Source organism: Cohnella hashimotonis, assembly GCF_030014955.1.
In the GTDB taxonomy this organism is placed as follows: domain Bacteria; phylum Bacillota; class Bacilli; order Paenibacillales; family Paenibacillaceae; genus Cohnella; species Cohnella hashimotonis.
On the sequence record NZ_JAGRPV010000001.1, the window covers coordinates 4008485 to 4028542 of the forward strand.

Here is a 20058-nt window from a genome sequence, read left to right on the forward strand (position 1 = left end):
GCTGCAGGTCCTTCTGAACACGATTACGGCATGTACCGGACGCCGAACTTCCCTTTTCTCGAACGGTACACTTCTACTTCCCGCGGCATCTCGACGCCGAACAGCCAGCCGTCGTTCTCGATGCGGCGGACGAGGCAACCCGCCTGGAATTTGCTATCGTAGAGCCGCGACCAGTACACCCATTTCATCCCTTATCCGTCCCTCCGGAATGTGGTCGTTATGGGTATAGGATGCTCGAATAGGAAACGATTTAACCCCGACGGCCGGGTCGGAAGGCACCTTCTTATTCTTCGATTGCCACTGCCTCCCCTGCGGCCGCCCGCAATCTATTTTTCATGCCGGATTGCGCCGCATCCCTGTAGGTCTGCAGCTCCGAGGACAAATCTCCCGTCGGATTCAACTTGATTTTCTGCAGCAGCTCGTTGCCCTTGCTGTCCCACTCGGCCAGCGCCTCGTCGACCGTCTTTTTGCCCTCGGCCGCCTCCTGGAACAGATAGCCGCCGAGCTCGGAGATGAGATTGAGATTCGGACGCTCGCGGTACAACGCTTGGTCGGCGTCGCCGAGCTCATCGGTATTTACTTTGACATTGGTAAACGCCTCGATCCGATAGTTCGCGCCATCCTTCGGCTGAATGAACTTCTGACGCACGCTGAGCTCTCCCTGGCTTCTTGCCTTGAACTTCGCCACTTCCTCGCTGTTCATGTGCTTGATAAAAGCCCAGGCATCGTCCGGATTGACGCTTTTCGCATTGATCGAAGCCAGATTGCCCAGATACACGCCGTTCGAGCCTCCGCTGTCGAGTTGCGGCATGGACACGACGTCCCATTCGAGCGCTTGGGCGTTTTTCATTTTGCTCACGTTTTTATTGAAGTTAATCAGCTCGTTCACCATATAATAGCCGCCGACGACCATCGCGATCTTGCCGCCGATGAATCCGTTCCCTTGATACGGGTTGTATGCGTAGCTTCCGTCGGATGACGCCATGGAAGCCGACTGCTGCATGTCTTCGGCATGCGGGATGACTTTGTCTTTATAGAGCTGGATCGGTTTGGACCATGCATCGGCCCATGTCTTCGTATGGACGGTCATCTTCTCCCCGGTCGTATCGAACATCCTCATTTGCGAGAAGCTCGCGACCGTGGATTGGGCGTCATACATGCTGAGCCCGCCGCCGTAGTTGTTAAAAGCGAATCCGTACACCGCATCCTTGTCTTTGCCGCTTTTCATCGACTGGGCCAAGGCAAACAGCTCGTTCCACGTCATGCCGTCTCTTGGCGGCTCTACCTTCGCATTCGCGAACAGCTTTTTGTTATAAAAGATAGCATTGCTTGAAAAAGTCGGCGACAGACCGTAAATGCGGCCCTCTCCCTGCGCCTTGATCGTGTCGATGACGGCCGGCAAAAAGTCGGATAAATCCATTTTGTCCTGCTTGATATAATCGTCGAGCGGTTTCAGCAAATTGTCCGACGCCAGCTTTTTCATCGAACCGATGTCGGTCATCACCACGTCCACGGGGTTATCGCCGGACATAACCGCGCGCAGGTTTTCTTGCGGATCCTGCTGCTGCTGCTTTTTGCGCTCCTCCTCCGTCGCGAACTGCATATCGGAATAATCGGTGCCGTATACGAACTCGATGTCGATATTGCCGTGCTCCACCTCGAACATATCGGTCATCTGCTGCCGATAATACGATTCGCTTTCCTTGCTCCCGTACAACATGCCGATTCGCAGCGTTCTGCGTTCCTTGTCTTGGCTCTCCGTACTGTCTGTGCAGGCGGCAAGCACGGGCACGGCGACCAAAAGCGATGCCAACACATAGCCCCAACTTTTGTTTAATTTATTCATCCTTGAATCGTCCCCCTTCCGTTTTCCTCAAGCGGTAATATCTTCCGCTTAAGGGCAAAAAAAAGCGCGATCAGCTCATGGATGACTGATCGCGCAAAGTTGGCAAATCATGATGGAAAGCGAAGTCGTAGTAAAAGATATTTTAGAAGTTCATATCAATCAGTCCAGCGGCCTGACCACGCCGCCGCCGCCGTAGACGTCGCCGCCGATGCCCGGATCGAACTGCCCCTTCGGGTTCAGTTTGATCTTTTGCAGCATGTCGTTCCCTTTTTCCTCGTATTCTTTGAGCGCTTGCTTGACGGACAGCTTACCGCTCAGCACCTGCTGGAATTCGCTGCTGCCCAGCTGATTGATGAAGTTCAGGTTCGGACGCTCCTGCAGCAGCTTGGCATCGGCAAGCGATTGCTGCGGTGCCGGCTGGAGCTGCGTGAACGCGTTGATGTTATAGTTCATGCCGTCGCGCGGCTTGATAAACGACTTGCGGGCCGTCATTTCGTAGCTGCTGCGGGACTTGAGCTTCGCCCAGTCTTCGCCGTTCATGAACTTGACGAACGCCCAGGCATCGTCCGGGTTGGCGGCCTTCGCGTTGATGCTCGTGAGCGCGCTCAGCGTAATGTTCGTGCCGATGCCCGGCGCTTCGTTGATAAATTGCGGCACCGTCACGACATCCCAGTCGAGCTTCGTCATCTTCAGCTTTTCATAGTTTTTGTTGTAGGTCTCAAGGTCGTTCAGCATGTAATACTGACCGAGCACCATCGCCATCTTGCCGGAGAAGAAGAGCTGGTTCTGGTACGGGTTGTAGACCTGGTTGCCGTCGCCGCCGGCGACTTCTTTGTTCTGGGCCTCGTAAATCTTCTGCATGTCTTCCTGGGTCGGTACGACGTGCTTTTTGTACAAATCGGAGATCGTCGTCCATACCTTTTCCCATTGCGGCGTGTTTACGAGCATTTTTTCGCCTTTCTCATCGTATACGCGCAGGCCCAGCGGCGCGGCATACTGCGTCATGTCGGAGAAGCCGTCGCTCGCTCCCCATTGGTTGAAGGAGAAGCCGAACGTCGCGTCCTTGCCCCCCTTGCCGTCTCCGAAGCGCTTGGCCAGCGTGATCACATCATCCCAGCTCATGCCGTCATGCGGCGGCTCTATGTTGTTTTTCTGGAACAGCGTCTTGTTGTAGAACAGCGCCGAAGGCACGAACGTCGGCGTCAGCGCATACAGTTGGTTGTCGCCGACCTGTTTGATGCCGTCGATGACCGATGGCACGTAATCGGTCAGATCGATCTTGTCTTCCTTGATGAGCGGATCGAGCGGCTTGAGCATGTTTTCCTGGACGAGCTGGCTCAGCATCGCCGTCGAGTCGACGATCATGACGTCGACCGGGTTCGCGCCCGTCATGATTTCTTTAACTTTTGCGAGCTGGTCGACGTTTTGCTGCTTGTCGGGCTGCTCGAATTGCTGCTCCGTCCAGTCGATCGCGGGAACGAGCTCGATATCGATATTTTTATGCGTATATTCGAAAAGATCGGTGTACTGCTGGCGATAATACGATTCGTCCTGCGAGCTGCCGTACATCATTCCGATACGCAGCGTACGGCGATTGTTCGGATCGTCCTCGTTCTTGTCGTTGCAAGCCGCCAGCAGCGGCACGAGCAAGCTTAGCGTCAGGCCGCCGGCCACGACACGTCTAACTGTTCTCTTTCTTTGGTCCATCATGCGGATTCCCCCTCGTTTGATTTGGGTGCGCGGATGACGATCTTGTCTCCGTCGAACTCCATCGTTGCCTTGTCGCCGATCTCAAGCTGCTTCAAATATTCCTTGGGCACCTGCAGCCGTCCGACGCGGTCGACGACGACGAACGCTTCGTGGACGTCGTCGTTCACGCCTACGCCGTTAAGCGGCGGCGCGCCGTCCAAATTCGGATTGCGCTTGATGAACTCGGTGCTCGTCAGTCCGTCGCGAATCGCGACGACGCGGTCGACCTTGCCGGCCAGCGACAGATCGTGCGTAACGATGACGATCGTCAGGCCCAGCTCGCGGTTGAACTTGCGGAAGATGTCCATGATGATATCGGACGTCCGCGAGTCGACCGAGCCCGTCGGCTCGTCGGCGAGCAGCATTTTCGGGCGATTGGACAGCGAGATCGCGATCGCGACCCGCTGCTGCTCCCCGCCCGAAAGCTGCGTCAGCTTGTTATGCATCCGGTCCTTGAGGCCGACCCACTCCAGCAGCTGCTTGGCGTAAACCCGGTCGACCTTGCCGTTAAACATCATCGGCATCTCCACGTTCTCGAGCGCCGACAAGTACGGCAGCAGATTGCGTGCGTTGTTCTGCCAGATGAAGCCGACCGTCTCGCGCTTGTACTTCACCAGATCATGGTCGGTAACCTTGAGCAGATCCCAGGGTCCAACCCGCACCTGGCCGGCGGACGGCCGGTCCAAGCCGCCCAGGATGTTGAGCAGCGTCGACTTCCCGCTGCCGCTGTTGCCGATGATCGCCATCATCTCGCCGTCCTTGACGGACAGGTTGAGCCCTTGCAGGGCGACGACCTCCAGATCGTCGGTCTTGTAAATTTTCACGAGTCCTTCGCAATCGATCATGGATTAGCGCTCCTCTCCCAGCTTGACGGCCTGATGGACGCGCAAGCGGCGGATATGGGTGACCAGCATCAGTACGCCGATCAGCATCATGAAGCCGACGACGATATACAGGCGATAGGTGTCCGTCTGCTCGAAAATGACGCGGAACGGCGGCACTTGTCCGGCCGTGTTGTCCGTTGTCTGCAGGAACGGCAGGAACAGCAGGCTCGCAAGCTTGCCGATGCCGATTCCGAGTCCGATCGACAATCCGGCCGTGAATACCTGCTCGAGCAGCAGCATGCCGGTCAGCTGGCGCCGGGACAATCCCATCGCGCGCAGGATGCCGATCTGCACGATCCGTCCCGACAGGTTAAAGAACCAGTACAGGATGTAACCGGACAGCGTGACGATGATCGTGACCATGAATCCGAGGCTGAGGATGCCGAACACGCCGCCCCGGGCCGGATGCTTGCTCTGCGCGATCAGGTCGCTGCGCGCGTCGGAGATCGACGCGATCTCCACGCCCTTCTCCTGCAGCGCCGGGATGAGCGGCGCCGTCTTGGCGTCGGGCTCCATCTTGAGCCAGACGTCGTAAGGCATGAGCGGCATATTGTCGTACAGGTAATCCAGGTTCGCGACCAGGAACGGGGATTCGTCCGGGTACTGCGCCGGCCAGTAGGGCAGCGACGCCGCGATGATGAACGGAATCTTCTGATCCTGCAGGATCGCGTCGATCTGGTCGCCAGGCTTCAGGTTGTACTTTTTGGCCAGGTTGCTGGAAACGAGCGCATAACCCGCCGATCTGCCCATGACGGCCAAGTACTTGTAGAAGCCTGCCGGATACAGGTCCTTGCGGAACCAGGCTACCCGGGCGAAATCGACGTTGTCGATGCCGACGACGGTTGCCTGGCCTGCGGTCCGATCCGCTACCGTCAGGCTCGCCTTCGCTTGCAGCACGCGGGCTGCATGGACCACGCCGGGCAGATGCCGGAATGTCTCGAACGGCGGCTCGTTGTAGTTGATCTTGGACGGCACCGGGCGCGATTGGCCGCCGCCAGAACCTCCGCCCGAACCTCCGCCGCCGGAACCGCCTCCCGAGCCACCGCCGCCGCTTCCTCCGCCGGAGCCGCCGCCAGAGCCGCCGGAGGGCTGAGACACTTCGGCGTTGCCTTCCCAGGCAGCCGAGACGACGACGTCCGCGCCGTGCTTGTAGAGGATGCGCTCCTCCGAATTGAGCCCGATCGTGCGGGCCGCCGATGCGTTGTATACGCCGAGGCCGAGCGTCAGAATGAGCAGGATCATGAGCGGGTAGTAAGACTTGGCGGACCGCGACAGCTGCGTCAGCGTCAAGTAGAGCGACACGGGCAGGAACGAGCGCCCCAGCCAGCCGAACAGCGCCAGCAGCAGCGGGAACAGCCTCAGGAATACGAGCCCCGCCGCGAATATGCTGATCGCCGGCACGAAAAACAAAAACGGCTGCACGTTCAGCTGGTCTGTCGTCATGCCCGTCTTGAACGAAATCATCTGCCGTTCGTTGAACAGGTACCAGCCGTAAGCCGCCACGCCGACGAGCACGACGTCGAGAAACCAGCGCTGCCAGAATGGCCTGCGGTCGCCTCGCGCCATCTTGCGCTTGTAGTCGACGATCGACGTGCGGGTGAAGACGAGCGCCGGGATGACGGCCGCCCCGATCGCGACGACGACGGCGGCCGCGCCAGCCAGCACGCTGTCGGTCGAGAAGCCGACCGGGATCGACTTGCGGTTGACGAATTCGAGGAATCCGCTCGCCGAGCCGATGCTTTTGGCCATGTACCAGCCGATGAACGGTCCCGCGACGAGCGCCACGACGCCAAGCAGGACGCCCTCGAGCAGGAAGAGCAGGAATATCTGCCGCGTTCCCGCCCCCCGGCTTCGCAGCACCGCGATGTCGGAGCGCTGCTTTTCGAGCGACTGCTGCGCGTTCATCGTAATGAAGTAGAACACCATCGCGATCATCGGCGCCGCGAGCGTGAACAGCATCGTCTGCAGCTGCACGCTCTGCTTGCGGAATTCGCTAAGCATGTCGGCGAATGAGATGACTACCTGGGTATCCTTGAGCAGCTGATTGGATTCGATGTCCGCACGCGAGAGCGTATGGGCGAGCGGCGTCAACTGACTCGTCTGGATATTCCGCAGGTCGTAGGCGGAATACCAGGCCGCGATTTGCAGCGGAATCTTCTGCTGCGCCACCAGATCCTCCAGCATGGCGGGCTCCGCGATGAACAGCGTGCCGAGCAGTGTATCGAGTCCCTGGTACCAATACGCGGCCGAATCCGCCTTCGGTTTGAAGCTGCCGACGATCTCGACGCGCAGCGTGACGTTCAGGCCGCCGTAGATCGGATACAGGAGCACGTCGCCGACGTGCAGGTCGAGCCGAAGCATCGCCTCCTCCATCATGACCGCCTGAAGCGTGCCGTCCGAACCGGCCCGGTCCGCGAACCACTTGCCGCCGGCCGTCTCGACTTGATCCTTGAGGCCGCTGAAAGCCGCGATCGTCATCTTGCGTGTGCGGCTCGCGTCGACCTTGCCCGGATCCTCGGGCTGCACCTCCGCCGAACGGATCGACAGGCTCCGCTGATCGGCATCCTTGGGGAAGCCCACGCGCGAAGGCACGTCTTCCTTAATATAGCGGTCGACCGCGGCGAAGTTCGCCGGGTCGGTCTTGCCGTCGCTCGATTGGTAGCGGAAAAGTAGCGACCCTGCCGGCAGTCCTTCGCTATTCTCCTTCAGCGAGCTCGCGACGACGCGCTTGAGCGCGCCGTCCGCGTACATCGGGATGCTGGTCGTGAAGGCGACGGCCACGAGCAGCCCCGCCAGCGTGCTGATCGTAAGCCAGCGGGTGTTCCACATTTTGCGAAATAAAAACCGGATGAGCGCCATAGCTTAAGAGCCTACGACTTTCTGTCCCGGCGTCAGACCTGACAGCACTTCGATATCGGTCGCCGTCTGCTGGCCGACCTCGATGTCCACCTCGCGCTTGCTGCCGTCGGCATCGGCGACCTGGACGTAAGTCCTGGCGCCGGCCGTATGCAGCGTCGAGCGCGGGATGACGACCGCGTCCACCTTGCGGTCGACGACGATGGAGAAGCTGAGCGGCGTGCCCCGCGTCGCCCCGGCCGGCAGCTTCGCGACGGATATCAGCAGATAGTCGCTGAGGTTCGTGACCTTGGGCCCTTGAGCGCCTCCGCCCCCGCCGCCGCCTTCGGCCTTCGGCACCGGGAGCGATTTGATCTTGCCCTTGACGGCGCCGGCGCTGTTGATGTCGACCGTCGCCTCCATGCCGACCGCGACCTGCTGCAGATCGTCGGAAGACATCTCGCCGGCGACGATCAGGCTGCTTGGATTCGCGATGACGCACAGCGGATCGTATACCTTGATCGCCGCGCCCTCCTGGACGTTGACCGACACGACTGTGCCGGCGAACGGCGCCGTCAGCACGGCGCTGCCGATGTCCGTCTCCAGGTCGCTGATTTTCTGGCGGGCCTCCTCGAAGGCAATCTGCTTCTGCTCGAACTCGATCGGGTCCATCTCGTCCTTGTCCCGCAGCGTCTGCTTCATCTGCAGCTCCTGCTGGCGGAACTGCAGCCGCTGGTCGCGCAATTGCTTTTTCATGTCCTCGACGTCGAGCTCCGCGATCGTTTGGCCGGCCTTCACGACGTCTCCTGGCTGTATGTACAGCTTTTTAAGACGCATGCCCTCCATTGCTTTGGCGGAATAGTACAGCGTCTTCTCTTGGGTCGATAAAATCTTGCCCGAACCGGACACCGTCGTCTCTAGCGTCTTGGTCGTCACTTCGTATTCGGGCTTCTTGGAAATCTCCGGAAGCTGGATCTGCGACAGATCCTCCTCCTCCGGCTCGTCGGGCAGCAGCGAGCAGCCCGCCACGGCCGTGGACAGGGCGATCGCGGCCAGGATGCCCGCGGCCCGGCGCATGCCGCTTTTCTTTTTAGCCTGCGACGAAGACGCCGTCCACCATTTCATAGACATGGTCTGCAACCTCCATAATCGTTGTATCGTGCGTGGTCATGCAGATCGTGACGTTCTCCGTTCGGACGATCTCCCGGAATACCGCCATGACCTGCGCGGCCATCTGCGAGTCGAGCTCCGCAGTCGGCTCGTCGGCCAGCAGCAAGCTTGGCCGATGCGCGATCGCCTTGGCGATCGCCACGCGCTGCTGCTCGCCCCCCGACATCTCGAACGGGCGGTGATGCATCCGCTTCGCAAGTCCGACGAGCTCGAGACAGGCGGTCACCCGGGACTTCCACTCGCTCCGCGGCTTTTTGGCCATCCGCATCGACAGCTCGACATTCTCGTAGGCGGATAACAAAGGCATGAGGGCGTAGGCTTGGAAAATAAAGCCGATATCCTTGCGGCGGATCTCCGTCCGCTTGTCGTCGTTCCAGGCGTGAAACGGCTTGCCTTGAAAAAAGATCTCTCCCTCTGTCGGCCTGTCGAGGCCCCCCATCAAATTCATCAGCGTCGTCTTCCCGGAGCCGGATCGGCCCTTCAGCATGATCAGCTGGTTCGGCTCGAGGGTCAGATTAATGCCCTTCAGCACGCGCAGCTTCTGACCGCCGACGTCGAAGGATCGTTCCACGTCCCTGACGCTGAGGAGCGGCTGCCTCTCGGGAACTTCCATTGCCTTTCCTCCCTCGCTCTACCATATTACAGTTCAACATTATAACGAGAGGTTTCGCGAAAAAGTTACGTCTTTAGATTAAATTTATGAGAAATCTGAAAAAATGCTGAAAGTTTTTTCGCTTTGACGTTTTCGCTCGGCCGGCCTTCGTTTTTTTGCCCCGGGACTTTATAAGGAAGGGTATAATTGTGTATCATGAAGAAATAACCTCGCAGCATAGAAAGGTCGGGTCGCCGTGGACAAAGCCGCCGATAATAAAACTTCTTCTTCCAACTTCATTAAGAACATCGTGATCGACGATCTGGCAGCGGGTCGCGTCAAGGAAATCGTCACCCGCTTCCCGCCGGAGCCTAACGGCTATCTGCATATCGGCCATGCCAAGTCGATCTGTCTGAACTTCGAGCTCGCGGACGAGTTCAAGGGCCGCACGAACCTGCGGTTCGACGACACCAATCCTGTCAAGGAGGACGTCGAATACGTCGAATCGATCAAGCAGGACGTCAAATGGCTCGGGTTCGATTGGGACGGCCTGTTCTTCGCGTCGGACTATTTCGGCGAAATGTACGAGCGCGCGCTCCTGCTGATCCGCAAGGGACTCGCTTATGTGGACGACCAGTCCGCCGACGAGATTCGCGAATCGCGCGGCACGCTGACCGAGCCCGGCAAACCAAGCCCTTACCGCGATCGCTCGCCCGAGGATAATCTTGCGCTGTTCGAGCGCATGAAGAACGGCGAGTTCGCGAACGGGGAAAAGGTGCTGCGCGCCAAGATCGACATGTCGTCGCCGAACGTCAACATGCGCGACCCGGTCATCTACCGGATCGTGCACGCGCACCATCACAATACGGGCGACGCCTGGGTGATCTATCCGATGTACGCCTTCGCGCACCCGCTCGAAGACGCGATCGAAGGCGTCACCCACTCGATCTGCACGCTCGAGTTCGAGGACCAGCGTCCGTTCTACGACTGGGTCGTCGCACAGTGCGAGATGCCGAGCGTGCCGCGCCAGTACGAGTTCAACCGCCTGAACCTGACCAACACCGTCATGAGCAAGCGCAAGCTTAAGCAGCTCGTGGACGAGAAGGTCGTGGACGGTTGGGACGATCCGCGCATGCCGACGATCTCGGGCCTTCGCCGCAAGGGCTATACGCCCGAAGCGATCCGCGCTTTTTGCCGCGAGATCGGGGTCGCCAAGAGCTACGGCGTCGTGGACGAGCGCATGCTCGAGCATTTTATCCGCGAGGACCTCAAGCTGAAGGCGCTGCGCACGATGGCGGTCCTGCGGCCGCTCAAGGTCGTCATTACGAACTATCCCGAAGGACAGACGGAATGGCTCGACGCGGAGAACAACTCGGAGAACGAAGAAATGGGCAGCCGCAGCATTCCGTTCTCCCGGGAGATTTACATCGAGCAGGACGACTTCATGGAGGTGCCGCCGGCCAAGTACTTCCGCTTGTTCCCGGGCAACGAGGTGCGCCTCAAGCACGCTTACTTCATCAAATGCGAGGAAGTCGTGAAAAACGAAGCGGGCGAAGTCGTCGAGCTGCGCTGCACATACGATCCCGAGACGAAGAGCGGCTCCGGCTTCACCGGCCGCAAGGTCAAGGGCACGATTCACTGGATCGAAGCGTCGCAGGCGGTGCCCGCCGATTTCCGGCTTTACGAGCCGCTCATCCTGGACGAATCGGACGAAGACGACGCCGAGGACAAATCCTTCCTCGAACGCATCAATCCGCATTCGCTCGAGACGCTGTCCGGGTTCGTCGAGCCGGGCATGAAGGAAGCGGCCGCCCAGGAGAAGTTCCAGTTTTTCCGTCATGGCTACTTCAACGTCGACCCGAAGGACAGCGCGCCGGGACGGCCCGCGTTCAACCGGATCGTGTCGCTCAAGAGCTCCTTCGACGCCGCCAAGGCTTGATCCGTTATGCGTTCTCTCGCCACTCAATAATCCGATCCAGCCCCTTCGCCGCACCTGCGGCGGGGGCTTTTTCACTCCGCCTGACCTATATCAAAAGGAGGTTCATTATGTCCCGCAACAAAGTCATCCGTACGCCGCTGTCTTTCCCGCTTCAATCGCTGCGCGCCGTCGCCATATCCGCCGCTGCGATCGCGCTTCTGGCCGGCTGCGGCGGCCCTTCCGGCTCCGCCGCAGAGACCGCGCCTGCGAGCCCGTCGGTCTCGGCGCCGGCGGCAACGCCCAGCGCGTCCCCGTCCGCCTCTCCTTCCGCGTCCGCTTCGTCTACCGCCAAGCCGACGGAGGGCTCCGCTTCTTCCGATCCGATCAAGGATCAGATCGCAAAAATGAGCCTCGAGGAGAAGATCGGACAGATGATTCTTGCCGGCTTCGAAGGCACCGCGGCGCCGGATGCCTCGACGCTGCGAATGATCCGGGAAGACCGCATCGGCGGCGTCATTCTGTACAAGGACAACATCGCCGACGCGTCGAAGACGGTCAAACTCATCAACGCGATTAAAGGAGCGAACGCCAAGGCTGGCAACGTGCCCATCTTCGTCAGCGTCGACCAGGAAGGCGGCAAGGTCAGCCGCCTGCCGTCCAGTTACAAAAAGATTCCCGAAGCGGCCGTCGTCGGGAAAACCGGCGACGAAAAGCTGGCGACGCGCATGGGCGAGCTGCTGGCGCGCGAGGTACGCTCGGCCGGTTTCAACGTCGACTTCGCGCCGGTGCTCGATATTAACAGCAATCCGGACAACCCGGTAATCGGCACCCGCTCGTTCGGCACCACGGCCGATATCGCAACCCGGATGGGTCTGGCGGCCATGCGCGGCCTGCGCGAGGAAGGCGTCGTTTCAGTCGTCAAGCACTTTCCCGGCCACGGCGATACGGCGGTCGATTCGCATCTGGACCTGCCCGTGTTGAACAAGACCGCCGAGCAGCTGGCAAAGCTGGAGTGGGTGCCGTTTCAGGCGGCGATCGGAGAGCAGGCGGACGCCGTGATGGTCGCGCATATTTTGTTCCCGAAGATCGATCCGGACGCGCCCGCTTCGTTTTCCAAGGTGATCATCGGAGATCAGCTGCGCGGCAAGCTCGGCTACAAAGGCGTCGTCATCACCGACGATATGACGATGGGCGCGATTGCCAAGCACTACGATCTGGCGGACGCCGCCGTCAAGAGCGTGTCGGCAGGCAGCGACATCCTGCTCGTCGCGCACGGCTACGAAGTCGAACGCAAAGTGTACAAGGCGCTGCTGAACGCAGTAAAGGGCGGAAAACTGACGGAGGCGCGAATCGACGAGAGCGTAACGCGTATCCTGACGCTAAAGTCGCGCTACAAATTAAGCGATGCGGCGACGGCGATGCCGGAGCTGCAAAAACTGAACGCGGACATCGGATCTTGGCTGGACGACGTGGCGAACGCGAACCGCTAGCGGAAGATGCCGTGCGACGGCTATAAGTAAATTAAACAATCCGATTCGACAAGGAGGCTCCGGCCGCATGTACCGCATCATGATCGTCGAGGACGACGAAAAAATCGGCGCGCTGCTGCGGGATTACATCGGAAGGTACGGCTTTGAGACACATGTCGCGAGCCGGTTCCGCGATCTCGCCGCCGAATTCGAAGACGTCCAGCCTCACCTGCTGCTGCTGGACATTAATCTGCCGTACTTTGACGGCTACTACTGGTGCAGACAGATTCGCCTGCGATCGAATATGCCGATCATTTTTCTGTCCGCGCGGTCCGGCGAGATGGACCAAGTGATGGCGATCGAAAACGGCGGCGACGACTACGTCGCGAAGCCGATCCCGCTCGATCTGCTCATGGCCAAAATCAAGAGCGCGCTGCGGCGCGCCTACGGCGAATACGCCGCAGGGCAGGCGCTGTCAAGCGGCGATACGGTCGCCGCCGGCAGCCTCGCGCTCGATATCGGCCGCAGCGAGCTGTCTTGGCGCGGCGCGCGCGTACCGCTCTCCAAAAACGAGCGGCAGCTCGCGCACGCCCTGCTCCGCCAGGCCGGCCACATCGTCTCGCGCGAGGAGCTGCTCGAGGCGCTGTGGGACGACGTCCAGTTCGTGGACGACAACACGCTCACGGTCAACGTCACCCGGCTTCGCCGAAAGCTGGAGGAGTTGGGCCTAAGAGACGCGATTGATACGATCCGGGGCCAGGGCTACCGCTTGCGGCCGGAGGCGGATTCGGACGATGACGCCGGATCGGCGGCCGCCCATGACTGAGCGCGGCGGAGACGACTTACGGCCTTATACGTTTCGGGACTATTTGATCGACCGTCTCCCCCACGTCGTCATCCTCGTCGTCGCGGTCCTCCTCGCCCTGACGTTCGTCCAGCTGCTGCTGTGGAACGTCGGCCTGCCGCTCTCCTGGGCCGACGCCGCCTACATCGCGCTGCTCGTCGCGCTCGTCGTCGCCGCTTGGCTGGCCGCCGGCTGGCTGCGGCGCAAGTCGTTCGCGCGCGAGCTGGCCGAAGCCTGGCGGCAGGCGGCGGCGGGCGATGCGGCGGCTTCGCTCTCGCTCGCTTCTCCCGTTACGCGCGAGCAACGGGCGATGGCCGCGCTTCTTGAGCGGCTGTACACGGTCCACGCGAACGAGCTGAGCGCCCTGCGCCGGCAGCAGGAGTTCCACCGCCATTTCACGGCGCGCTGGGTCCATCAGATGAAGACCCCGTTGTCCGTCATCGAGCTGCTCATGCAGCGGCATCCCGATCCGGCGGATGACGCGAGGCCCGGCGATACCGAACGCAGCGTCCTGGAAGAGACCGACCGGCTGCGGCACGGACTCGATACGATGCTGCATACGTCGAGGCTGGACAAGTTCGAGCTGGACGCGTCGTTTCGCACGGTCTCGTTGTCCGAGATCGTGCGCGCGGTGCTGGGCGAGTACAAGCGTCCTTTTATCCGGCGCTCGATCTTCCCTTCGCTCGAAGGCGAAGCCACGACGGAGACGGATGCCAAATGGCTTGCGTTCATCCTCGGCCAGCTCGTATCCAACGCGATCAAATACGCCAAAAAAAGCGAAGGCCCGCAACGGCTCCTGATCCGGATCGAAGGATACCCGGACGGATCGGCGCAACTTCGCGTGACCGACGAAGGAATCGGCATCGCGGCCGAGGATTTGCCTCGCCTGTTCGAGCCCTTTTTTACCGGGAGCAACGGCCGGCTGAACGGCGAATCGACGGGCATGGGACTCTACCTTGCCAAGCAAGCCTGCGCGCGGCTCGGCATTGGCCTCCGCATCGACTCCGAACTGGGCGCAGGCACGACGGCTACGCTTGACTTTCGACCGTCCGGCATCCACCGCCTGACAGACGAACGCAACCAAACGTGACAACTTTGTAAGGTAAAGTCGCCGGAATTGAAAGCTTATTCGATGGGCCGGCCCTCCCGACGCCGCTATACTTAAGGCATACAGACAACAGGCAGGAGGGTTCACCCGCATGCAAGTGCTCAAAACGCAAGGATTGTCCAAAGTATACGGCGCCAAGGGCGGCGTCGCCTACCACGCGCTCGAACAGATCGACCTTTCCGTCGACAAAGGCGAGTTCGTCGGCATCATGGGCCCGTCGGGGAGCGGCAAGACGACGCTGCTTAACCTGCTCGCCACGATCGACAAGCCGACGTCCGGGACGCTCGAGATCGGAGGTACGAATCCCGTAAGCTTAAGCGAGCGGGATATCGCGTTGTTCCGCCGGCGCGAGCTCGGCTTCGTCTTCCAGGACTTCAACCTGCTCGACACGCTTCCGATCAAAGAAAATATTATCCTGCCGCTCGTGCTCGAAGGCGCAAAGCCGGCGGTTATCGAGCAGAAGCTGCTCCCGATCGCCCAGTTGCTCGGCATCCAGGGCATTCTGAACAAGCGGACCTACGAAGTATCGGGCGGCCAGAAACAGCGTGCGGCGATCGCGCGGGCGATCATCCACGAGCCGTCGCTGCTGCTCGCGGACGAGCTCACGGGCAACCTCGACTCCAAGTCCGCCAAGGATGTCATGAACGCGCTGCAAGATTTGAATGAGCGCCTGTCCGCGACCGTGCTGCTCGTCACGCACGATCCTTTTTCCGCGAGCTACTGCAAGCGCGTCCTGTTCATCAAGGACGGCAAGCTGTTTTCAGAAATTCGCCGCGGCGTGAACAGGCAGGCGTTTTTCCAGCAAATCTTGGATGCTTTAAGCGTGCTGGGAGGGAACTTCGATGACATTCCGTTCGCTCGCGCTTAGCAACGTCCGCGGCAATTGGCGCGCGTACAGCGCCTTTATTTTAAGCAGCGTGTTTTCCGTGCTCATCTTTTACCTTTATGCGGCGTTTCTGCTTCATCCCGACGTCCAGAGCGGCGAGATCAAGGGCGCGCTCCAGGTGAAGCAAGGGATGCTGGCCTGCGAAATTCTCATCATCGTTTTCTCGTTTTTCTTTGTCCTCTACTCGAACTCGGCGTTTATGAAGACGCGCAAAAAGGAATTCGGGCTGTTCACGCTGTTCGGCATGACGCGCAGCCAAATCCGCAAAATGGTGCTGTACGAGAGCGCGTTCATCGCAGCGGTGTCCATCGCGGCCGGCATCGGTCTAGGCATGCTGTTCAGCAAGCTGTTTTTCCTGGCGCTCGGCGCGTTGCTGGATTCGGGCGAGACGATCCGCTTTGCGGTCCCTCCCGCTGCTTTATGGATGACGGCGGCCGGTTTCTTCGCCTTGTTCATGGTCATCACCCTGCTGACGCTCTTTCGGGTCGGCCGCTCGGAGATCGTAGAGCTGCTGCGCGAAGCGCGCAAGCCGAAGCCGGAACCGCGCCTGTCCGTCTGGGCTGCGGTCGCGGGCTTGCTGACGCTGTCGGGTGGCTACGCGCTCGCTTTATCGATGAACGCCCACACCTTCCTTATACTTACGCTACCGGTCGTGGGCCTTACGGTCATCGGCACCTATTTCTTATACGCCCAGGGAAGCGTCGCGATTTTGCGTCTGTTGATGCGCCGCAAGCGGTTTTACTACAACCGGACGAACATGCTGACCGTCTCGCAGCTCGTTTACAAAATGAAAGACAACGCGCGGCTCTTGTTCGTCATCACGGTCATGAGCGCCGTCGTCCTGTCCGCCTCGGGCACTGTCTACGTGCTGCAGCAGCTTCAAAAATCGCAAATCCTGAGCCATGCGCCCTTTGCGATCGGCTTCATCGAACGCGGCGAAGGCGCGCATCAAGTCATCGATCCCGCGGAGGTCGTTCGGATCGCCCGCGAGGACGGTCTGCATATCACCCGGCAGCAAAAGCTGTCCGGCTTGCTCGGCGAGCATCTCGCCAAGGAAGGCTCGACTGCCCAAAAAGACGAGTTCGATGCGATGATCGTGTCGGAGAGCGACTACAACCGCGAAGCCAAGCTGCTCGGCCGCAAGTCGGCAGCTCCGGCAGACGACGAGGCCGTGCTGGTACTGCCCTATCAAGAAATGGAGAGCTATCGCCCCATCCAGAACGGCGCGATTCGCCTTACGCTGGGCAATGAAAAGATCAAGCTGCATTTGACCGATCAATTGGCGGGCGCGGTGACAAGTCCTGTCTTGTTCGCGACCTACCTGCTCGTTGTGGACGACGCCCGCTATGCGCTGCTTAACGCATCTGCCGCTCCGGGGAGTCGGCTCGTCAGCTACGGCTACGACTGGTCGAACTGGGAGCATAGCGAGGACACGGTCGACAAAATCGTGAAGGCAATGGACCCGGACTTCGAATCGCAAGCGCAGACGTACCGTGTCCCGAGCTATGTCTCCACCAACCAATCGATCTCGCTGACGCTGTTCATCGGTCTGTTTATCTCCCTGCTCTTTTTTATTGCGATGGGCAGTCTCATCTACTTCAAGCTCTTTACGGAGCTGCAGGAGGATCAGGCGCAGTTCAAGGCGCTTTCCCGCATCGGCATGACAGCCGCCGAGATCAGGCGCATCGTCGTCACGCAGGTCGGGCTCGTCTTCCTCATCCCCTGCATTGTCGGAAGCGTCCACGCCCTGTTCGCCATTCAGGCGCTGGGCAACCTGCTCGGCAGTCCGATCCTCAAGTACGCAGCTGTGGTGTTCGCGATCTATCTGATCATGCAAGCCGTCTACTTCGCCGTTACCTGCGCCACTTATTTGCGGAGCATCCGCAGCGGAGGCCGCACGGCGACGGAATAACGCCGCCGGCGAAACCGACGCCCCTTTGGGTTATTATCCGAGGGGGCGCCTTTTTAATTCCGCATCGCCATCGCATTGCCGGAAGCGTATCGGGCAAGACCCGCGCGGAACAGGAATGCGCCAACGGCGAGGAAGATCGCGGATGCGCCGAAAGCGGCGGCGGCAAATGCCGGATTAAAATCGCGCATGAGACCGATCGGCATATAACCGATGAAACCGGCGGGAATGACCGTGAACAAAATGATCTTGGCGGCGCCGCGGAAGATGCCCGTCGGATAAATCGTCAATGAAATAAAGCTGCCGAATACCTGGCTTGCAATGCCCTCCGCATTGCCGATCCAAAAGGCCAGCGAGCCCGCGATCACCATGACGCCGATAAACAAAACGCCGGAAATGAGCAGCGCGCAGGCGAACAGCAAGCAGCCTCTTGGACTTAGATCGCCGGCCCACATAAAGACGATCAGGCCGAAGACGAAATCGCCCGAGCCGGTCACGGACATCCGGCTCGTCAGCACGTTCAGCAGCACCGGCTTCGGCTGCGACAAATAGACGTCCAGTTGACCCGAAGAAACGATCGTGGCGATGCGCGGAAAGTTGCCGAACAGCACGCTCGCCCATCCGAAGCCGCCTGCGGAAACCGCCCACAGGAGCATGACGTCGCCCATCTCCCAGCCGCTGACGACGGGAAACCTTCCAAAAAACAAATACCAAAAAAACAGCCATATCATATTGTTGACGAACATCATGCCCGCCAGCAACAAGAAACTGAGCCGGTATTCGAGCGCCGATGCGAGATTGACCTTCCAGCTTGCCAGCAGAAAGCGGAACGTACCCGACCTGCGTCTATCCTCCGTTGACATGGAGTTTACTCACTCCTCTTCTGAAAATAAAAGCGACAAGCAGGGCGAGCGCGGCGATCCATGCGAGCTGAAGCGAGCAGGCGCGAAGCAGCTCCTGGCTGTCGAACCGGACGCCGAGGCGCGCCGGCAAGTACAGCGCCGCCTGAAACGGCAGCCACGCGCATACCCGCTGCAGCCACTCGGGCATGAGATCGATCGGGATCAGCAAGCCGCCCGCCGTAAACGTCAGCTTCTGCAGCACGAACTCCAGCCCGCGCGTTTCCTCTACCCAGAACGCGCACAAGCCGACGGCCGCCGTCATCAAAAAAGATAGTGTCAAGCCGAGCAAAGCAAGCGGCAGATAGGCGAACAAGCCGTAGCCCGGCGCAAGAGGCCCGACCGAGAGCCAGGCGACCAGCGCACCTGCCGCCAGCAATACGAAAAACCGGAGGGCGCCTTCTCCGACATAAGCGCCGTAATGATAGCCGACGTAGGATAGCGGCCTCGTCAGACGAACGGCAATATCCCCGTTTTTGACTTCCTCCTCGATTCTTACGCCGACGGGCGGCCCCGCCAGCGTGATCGCTTCCGTGAAGACAAGATACCAGACGATCTGCCGAAGCGTGAAGCCGCCGATCGCCAGGTGGTAATCGCCCGCGTACGCGGCTCCGTAAAGCTGGCCAAGCACGTATAGTATGAGCAGCAGAAAACTGGAACGAAGCACAAAGTCCGCCTTATACGCCCACTGCTGGCGAAAGGCGATCCGTACGACCGCAAGCTGCTTGCGCCCGATGCCTAATAAAGTGCGTGCGGCTTGGTTCAAGTCGAAACGCCTCCTTTCGCCCTCTCCATGCCGTAAATGTGCTTGATGATGTCCTCGAGCGACGGATCCTCCACGGTCAAATCCGCAATGCGCGCCGCTTGCGTCAGCGAGGCGAGCAGCTCGTTCAGGTTCGTCTGCGACAGATTTGCCGTCAGGCGAATGCGCCTTCCCTCGACCGACGCTAGCTCGACGCCTTCGGGCAGCGGTGCCGAGACGCGCAGGCCGAACCATTTCGCGACCGCAGCCGGTTCCTCGTCGTCCGCCAGCGTGACCGTGACGATCTTGCCGCTAAGCACTTCCCGCCGCAGCAGCGGCACCGGCCGATCGATCAGCACGCCGCCGTGATGGATAACGATCGCGCGCGCGCAGAGCTGCTCCACGTCTCCGGCATCGTGCGAGGTGAGAAAAACCGTCGTCTCTTCCTCGCGGTTGCGCTCGCGAATGATCTCGCGAATACGCTGTTTGACGACGACGTCGAGCCCGATCGTCGGTTCGTCGAGGAACAAAATCTGCGGACGGTGGAGAAAAGAAGCGGCGATCTCGCAGCGCATGCGCTCGCCAAGCGACAGCTTGCGGACAGGCGTATGCAAATAAGGCCCAAGCTCAAACCGTTCCACCAATCGGTCCCGCCGCTTCGTGTAATCTCCGCGGTCGAGCTCGTAGACCCGGCTGATCAACTCGAACGTATCGATCGGCGGCAGATGATACCACAGCTGCGACTTTTGCCCGAACACGGTGCCGATCCGGTAGGCCAGCTTCGTACGCTCGCGCCACGGCACAAGTCCCGCCACGGTCGCTTCTCCGGCGGACGGATGCAAGATGCCCGTCAACATTTTGATCGTCGTCGACTTGCCTGCGCCGTTCGGGCCGAGCAGCGCGACCGTCTCCCCCGCCTCGACCGACAGATCGATACGGTCGACAGCCATTTTTTCTTTCCATTCCGGCGCAAAAAGCGACCGCAGGCTGCCGCGCAATCCCGCCTGCTTTTCCTTCACTCTGAACGTTTTGCCGAGCGCCCTTGTCTCAAGTGCCAGCTTCATTTCGGTACCCCCTTTTTCCGAATCGCACATAAAGCGTTCCAACCAAAAAAGACCCGCGGCAAATCCGCCTTGTGGCGGAACTTGCCGAAGGTCTTTTATCCCTACGGTGTAAGGAGGCTATCGCCTCATCGGTCTCGCTCGGT

The 20058-nt window shown here is 60.1% G+C and carries 16 protein-coding genes; 6 read left to right on the forward strand and 10 right to left on the reverse strand.

What is annotated here, in order from left to right; genetic code table 11:
* Nucleotides 1-23 precede the first annotated feature (23 nt).
* The 7 genes from KB449_RS16165 to KB449_RS16195 form a co-directional block, all read right to left on the reverse strand.
* Nucleotides 24-188: a hypothetical protein gene (locus tag KB449_RS16165; protein ID WP_177244241.1), complete on the reverse strand. Its 165-nt coding sequence runs from the start codon at nucleotides 186-188 to the stop codon at nucleotides 24-26.
* 95 nt (nucleotides 189-283) lie between these two features.
* Nucleotides 284-1846: an ABC transporter substrate-binding protein gene (locus tag KB449_RS16170; protein WP_282909358.1), complete on the reverse strand. Its 1563-nt coding sequence runs from the start codon at nucleotides 1844-1846 to the stop codon at nucleotides 284-286.
* A gap of 159 nt (nucleotides 1847-2005) precedes the next feature.
* Nucleotides 2006-3556: an extracellular solute-binding protein gene (locus KB449_RS16175; protein ID WP_282909359.1), complete on the reverse strand. Its 1551-nt coding sequence runs from the start codon at nucleotides 3554-3556 to the stop codon at nucleotides 2006-2008.
* Nucleotides 3553-4440: an ABC transporter ATP-binding protein gene (locus KB449_RS16180; RefSeq protein ID WP_282909360.1), complete on the reverse strand. Its 888-nt coding sequence runs from the start codon at nucleotides 4438-4440 to the stop codon at nucleotides 3553-3555. The genes KB449_RS16175 and KB449_RS16180 overlap by 4 nt, the downstream gene beginning before the upstream one ends.
* A 3-nt stretch (nucleotides 4441-4443) precedes the next feature.
* Entirely contained in the window at nucleotides 4444-7338 is a 2895-nt protein-coding gene (locus tag KB449_RS16185; RefSeq protein WP_282909361.1) for an ABC transporter permease, read from the reverse strand.
* A gap of 3 nt (nucleotides 7339-7341) precedes the next feature.
* Complete coding sequence (locus tag KB449_RS16190) at nucleotides 7342-8445, reverse strand: efflux RND transporter periplasmic adaptor subunit (protein WP_282909362.1); 1104 nt, start codon at nucleotides 8443-8445, stop codon at nucleotides 7342-7344.
* Complete coding sequence (locus KB449_RS16195) at nucleotides 8405-9097, reverse strand: ABC transporter ATP-binding protein (RefSeq protein ID WP_282909363.1); 693 nt, start codon at nucleotides 9095-9097, stop codon at nucleotides 8405-8407. Before KB449_RS16195 ends, KB449_RS16190 begins: the two co-directional genes overlap by 41 nt.
* A gap of 235 nt (nucleotides 9098-9332) precedes the next feature.
* On the opposite strand from KB449_RS16195, the gene KB449_RS16200 reads away from it, so the two are divergent.
* The 6 genes from KB449_RS16200 (at nucleotide 9333) to KB449_RS16225 (ending at nucleotide 17213) form a co-directional block, all read left to right on the forward strand.
* Nucleotides 9333-11015: a glutamine--tRNA ligase/YqeY domain fusion protein gene (locus KB449_RS16200; protein WP_282909364.1), complete on the forward strand. Its 1683-nt coding sequence runs from the start codon at nucleotides 9333-9335 to the stop codon at nucleotides 11013-11015.
* A 107-nt stretch (nucleotides 11016-11122) separates the two neighbouring features.
* Complete coding sequence (gene nagZ / locus KB449_RS16205) at nucleotides 11123-12484, forward strand: beta-N-acetylhexosaminidase (protein ID WP_282909365.1); 1362 nt, start codon at nucleotides 11123-11125, stop codon at nucleotides 12482-12484.
* A 67-nt stretch (nucleotides 12485-12551) separates the two neighbouring features.
* Nucleotides 12552-13289 carry a response regulator transcription factor gene (locus tag KB449_RS16210; RefSeq protein ID WP_282909366.1) on the forward strand — a complete coding sequence of 246 codons (738 nt, stop codon included), beginning with the start codon at nucleotides 12552-12554 and terminating at the stop codon, nucleotides 13287-13289.
* On the forward strand, nucleotides 13258-14397 hold the full coding sequence (locus KB449_RS16215; RefSeq protein ID WP_282909367.1) for a sensor histidine kinase: 1140 nt from the start codon (nucleotides 13258-13260) through the stop codon (nucleotides 14395-14397). The genes KB449_RS16210 and KB449_RS16215 overlap by 32 nt, the downstream gene beginning before the upstream one ends.
* A gap of 109 nt (nucleotides 14398-14506) precedes the next feature.
* Nucleotides 14507-15283 (forward strand): ABC transporter ATP-binding protein, encoded by a 777-nt coding sequence (locus KB449_RS16220; RefSeq protein ID WP_282909368.1) that lies wholly within the window; start codon nucleotides 14507-14509, stop codon nucleotides 15281-15283.
* Nucleotides 15258-17213, forward strand: coding sequence for an ABC transporter permease (locus KB449_RS16225; RefSeq protein WP_282909369.1), 1956 nt, complete (start codon nucleotides 15258-15260; stop codon nucleotides 17211-17213). The genes KB449_RS16220 and KB449_RS16225 overlap by 26 nt, the downstream gene beginning before the upstream one ends.
* 53 nt (nucleotides 17214-17266) lie before the next feature.
* On the opposite strand, the gene KB449_RS16230 is transcribed toward KB449_RS16225, so the two are convergent.
* From KB449_RS16230 to KB449_RS16240, 3 genes are read right to left on the reverse strand one after another with little or no spacing between them, the layout of a single operon-like run.
* Nucleotides 17267-18073: an ABC transporter permease gene (locus KB449_RS16230; RefSeq protein WP_282909370.1), complete on the reverse strand. Its 807-nt coding sequence runs from the start codon at nucleotides 18071-18073 to the stop codon at nucleotides 17267-17269.
* Nucleotides 18057-18875 carry an ABC transporter permease gene (locus KB449_RS16235; protein ID WP_282909371.1) on the reverse strand — a complete coding sequence of 273 codons (819 nt, stop codon included), beginning with the start codon at nucleotides 18873-18875 and terminating at the stop codon, nucleotides 18057-18059. Before KB449_RS16235 ends, KB449_RS16230 begins: the two co-directional genes overlap by 17 nt.
* On the reverse strand, nucleotides 18872-19915 hold the full coding sequence (locus KB449_RS16240; protein ID WP_282909372.1) for an ABC transporter ATP-binding protein: 1044 nt from the start codon (nucleotides 19913-19915) through the stop codon (nucleotides 18872-18874). Before KB449_RS16240 ends, KB449_RS16235 begins: the two co-directional genes overlap by 4 nt.
* Nucleotides 19916-20058: the final 143 nt, after the last annotated feature.

Excerpts from the sequence above, each read along its gene's own strand:
- KB449_RS16165 (WP_177244241.1), bottom strand. The coding sequence starts at position 188 with ATGAAATGGGTGTACTGGTCGCGGCTCTACGATAGCAAATTCCAGGCG.
- KB449_RS16170 (WP_282909358.1), bottom strand. The coding sequence starts at position 1,846 with ATGAATAAATTAAACAAAAGTTGGGGCTATGTGTTGGCATCGCTTTTG.
- KB449_RS16175 (WP_282909359.1), bottom strand. The coding sequence starts at position 3,556 with ATGATGGACCAAAGAAAGAGAACAGTTAGACGTGTCGTGGCCGGCGGC.
- KB449_RS16180 (WP_282909360.1), bottom strand. The coding sequence starts at position 4,440 with ATGATCGATTGCGAAGGACTCGTGAAAATTTACAAGACCGACGATCTG.
- KB449_RS16185 (WP_282909361.1), bottom strand. The coding sequence starts at position 7,338 with ATGGCGCTCATCCGGTTTTTATTTCGCAAAATGTGGAACACCCGCTGG.
- KB449_RS16190 (WP_282909362.1), bottom strand. The coding sequence starts at position 8,445 with ATGTCTATGAAATGGTGGACGGCGTCTTCGTCGCAGGCTAAAAAGAAA.
- KB449_RS16195 (WP_282909363.1), bottom strand. The coding sequence starts at position 9,097 with ATGGAAGTTCCCGAGAGGCAGCCGCTCCTCAGCGTCAGGGACGTGGAA.
- nagZ (WP_282909365.1), top strand. The coding sequence starts at position 11,123 with ATGTCCCGCAACAAAGTCATCCGTACGCCGCTGTCTTTCCCGCTTCAA.
- KB449_RS16210 (WP_282909366.1), top strand. The coding sequence starts at position 12,552 with ATGTACCGCATCATGATCGTCGAGGACGACGAAAAAATCGGCGCGCTG.
- KB449_RS16215 (WP_282909367.1), top strand. The coding sequence starts at position 13,258 with ATGACGCCGGATCGGCGGCCGCCCATGACTGAGCGCGGCGGAGACGAC.
- KB449_RS16220 (WP_282909368.1), top strand. The coding sequence starts at position 14,507 with ATGCAAGTGCTCAAAACGCAAGGATTGTCCAAAGTATACGGCGCCAAG.
- KB449_RS16225 (WP_282909369.1), top strand. The coding sequence starts at position 15,258 with ATGACATTCCGTTCGCTCGCGCTTAGCAACGTCCGCGGCAATTGGCGC.
- KB449_RS16230 (WP_282909370.1), bottom strand. The coding sequence starts at position 18,073 with ATGTCAACGGAGGATAGACGCAGGTCGGGTACGTTCCGCTTTCTGCTG.
- KB449_RS16240 (WP_282909372.1), bottom strand. The coding sequence starts at position 19,915 with ATGAAGCTGGCACTTGAGACAAGGGCGCTCGGCAAAACGTTCAGAGTG.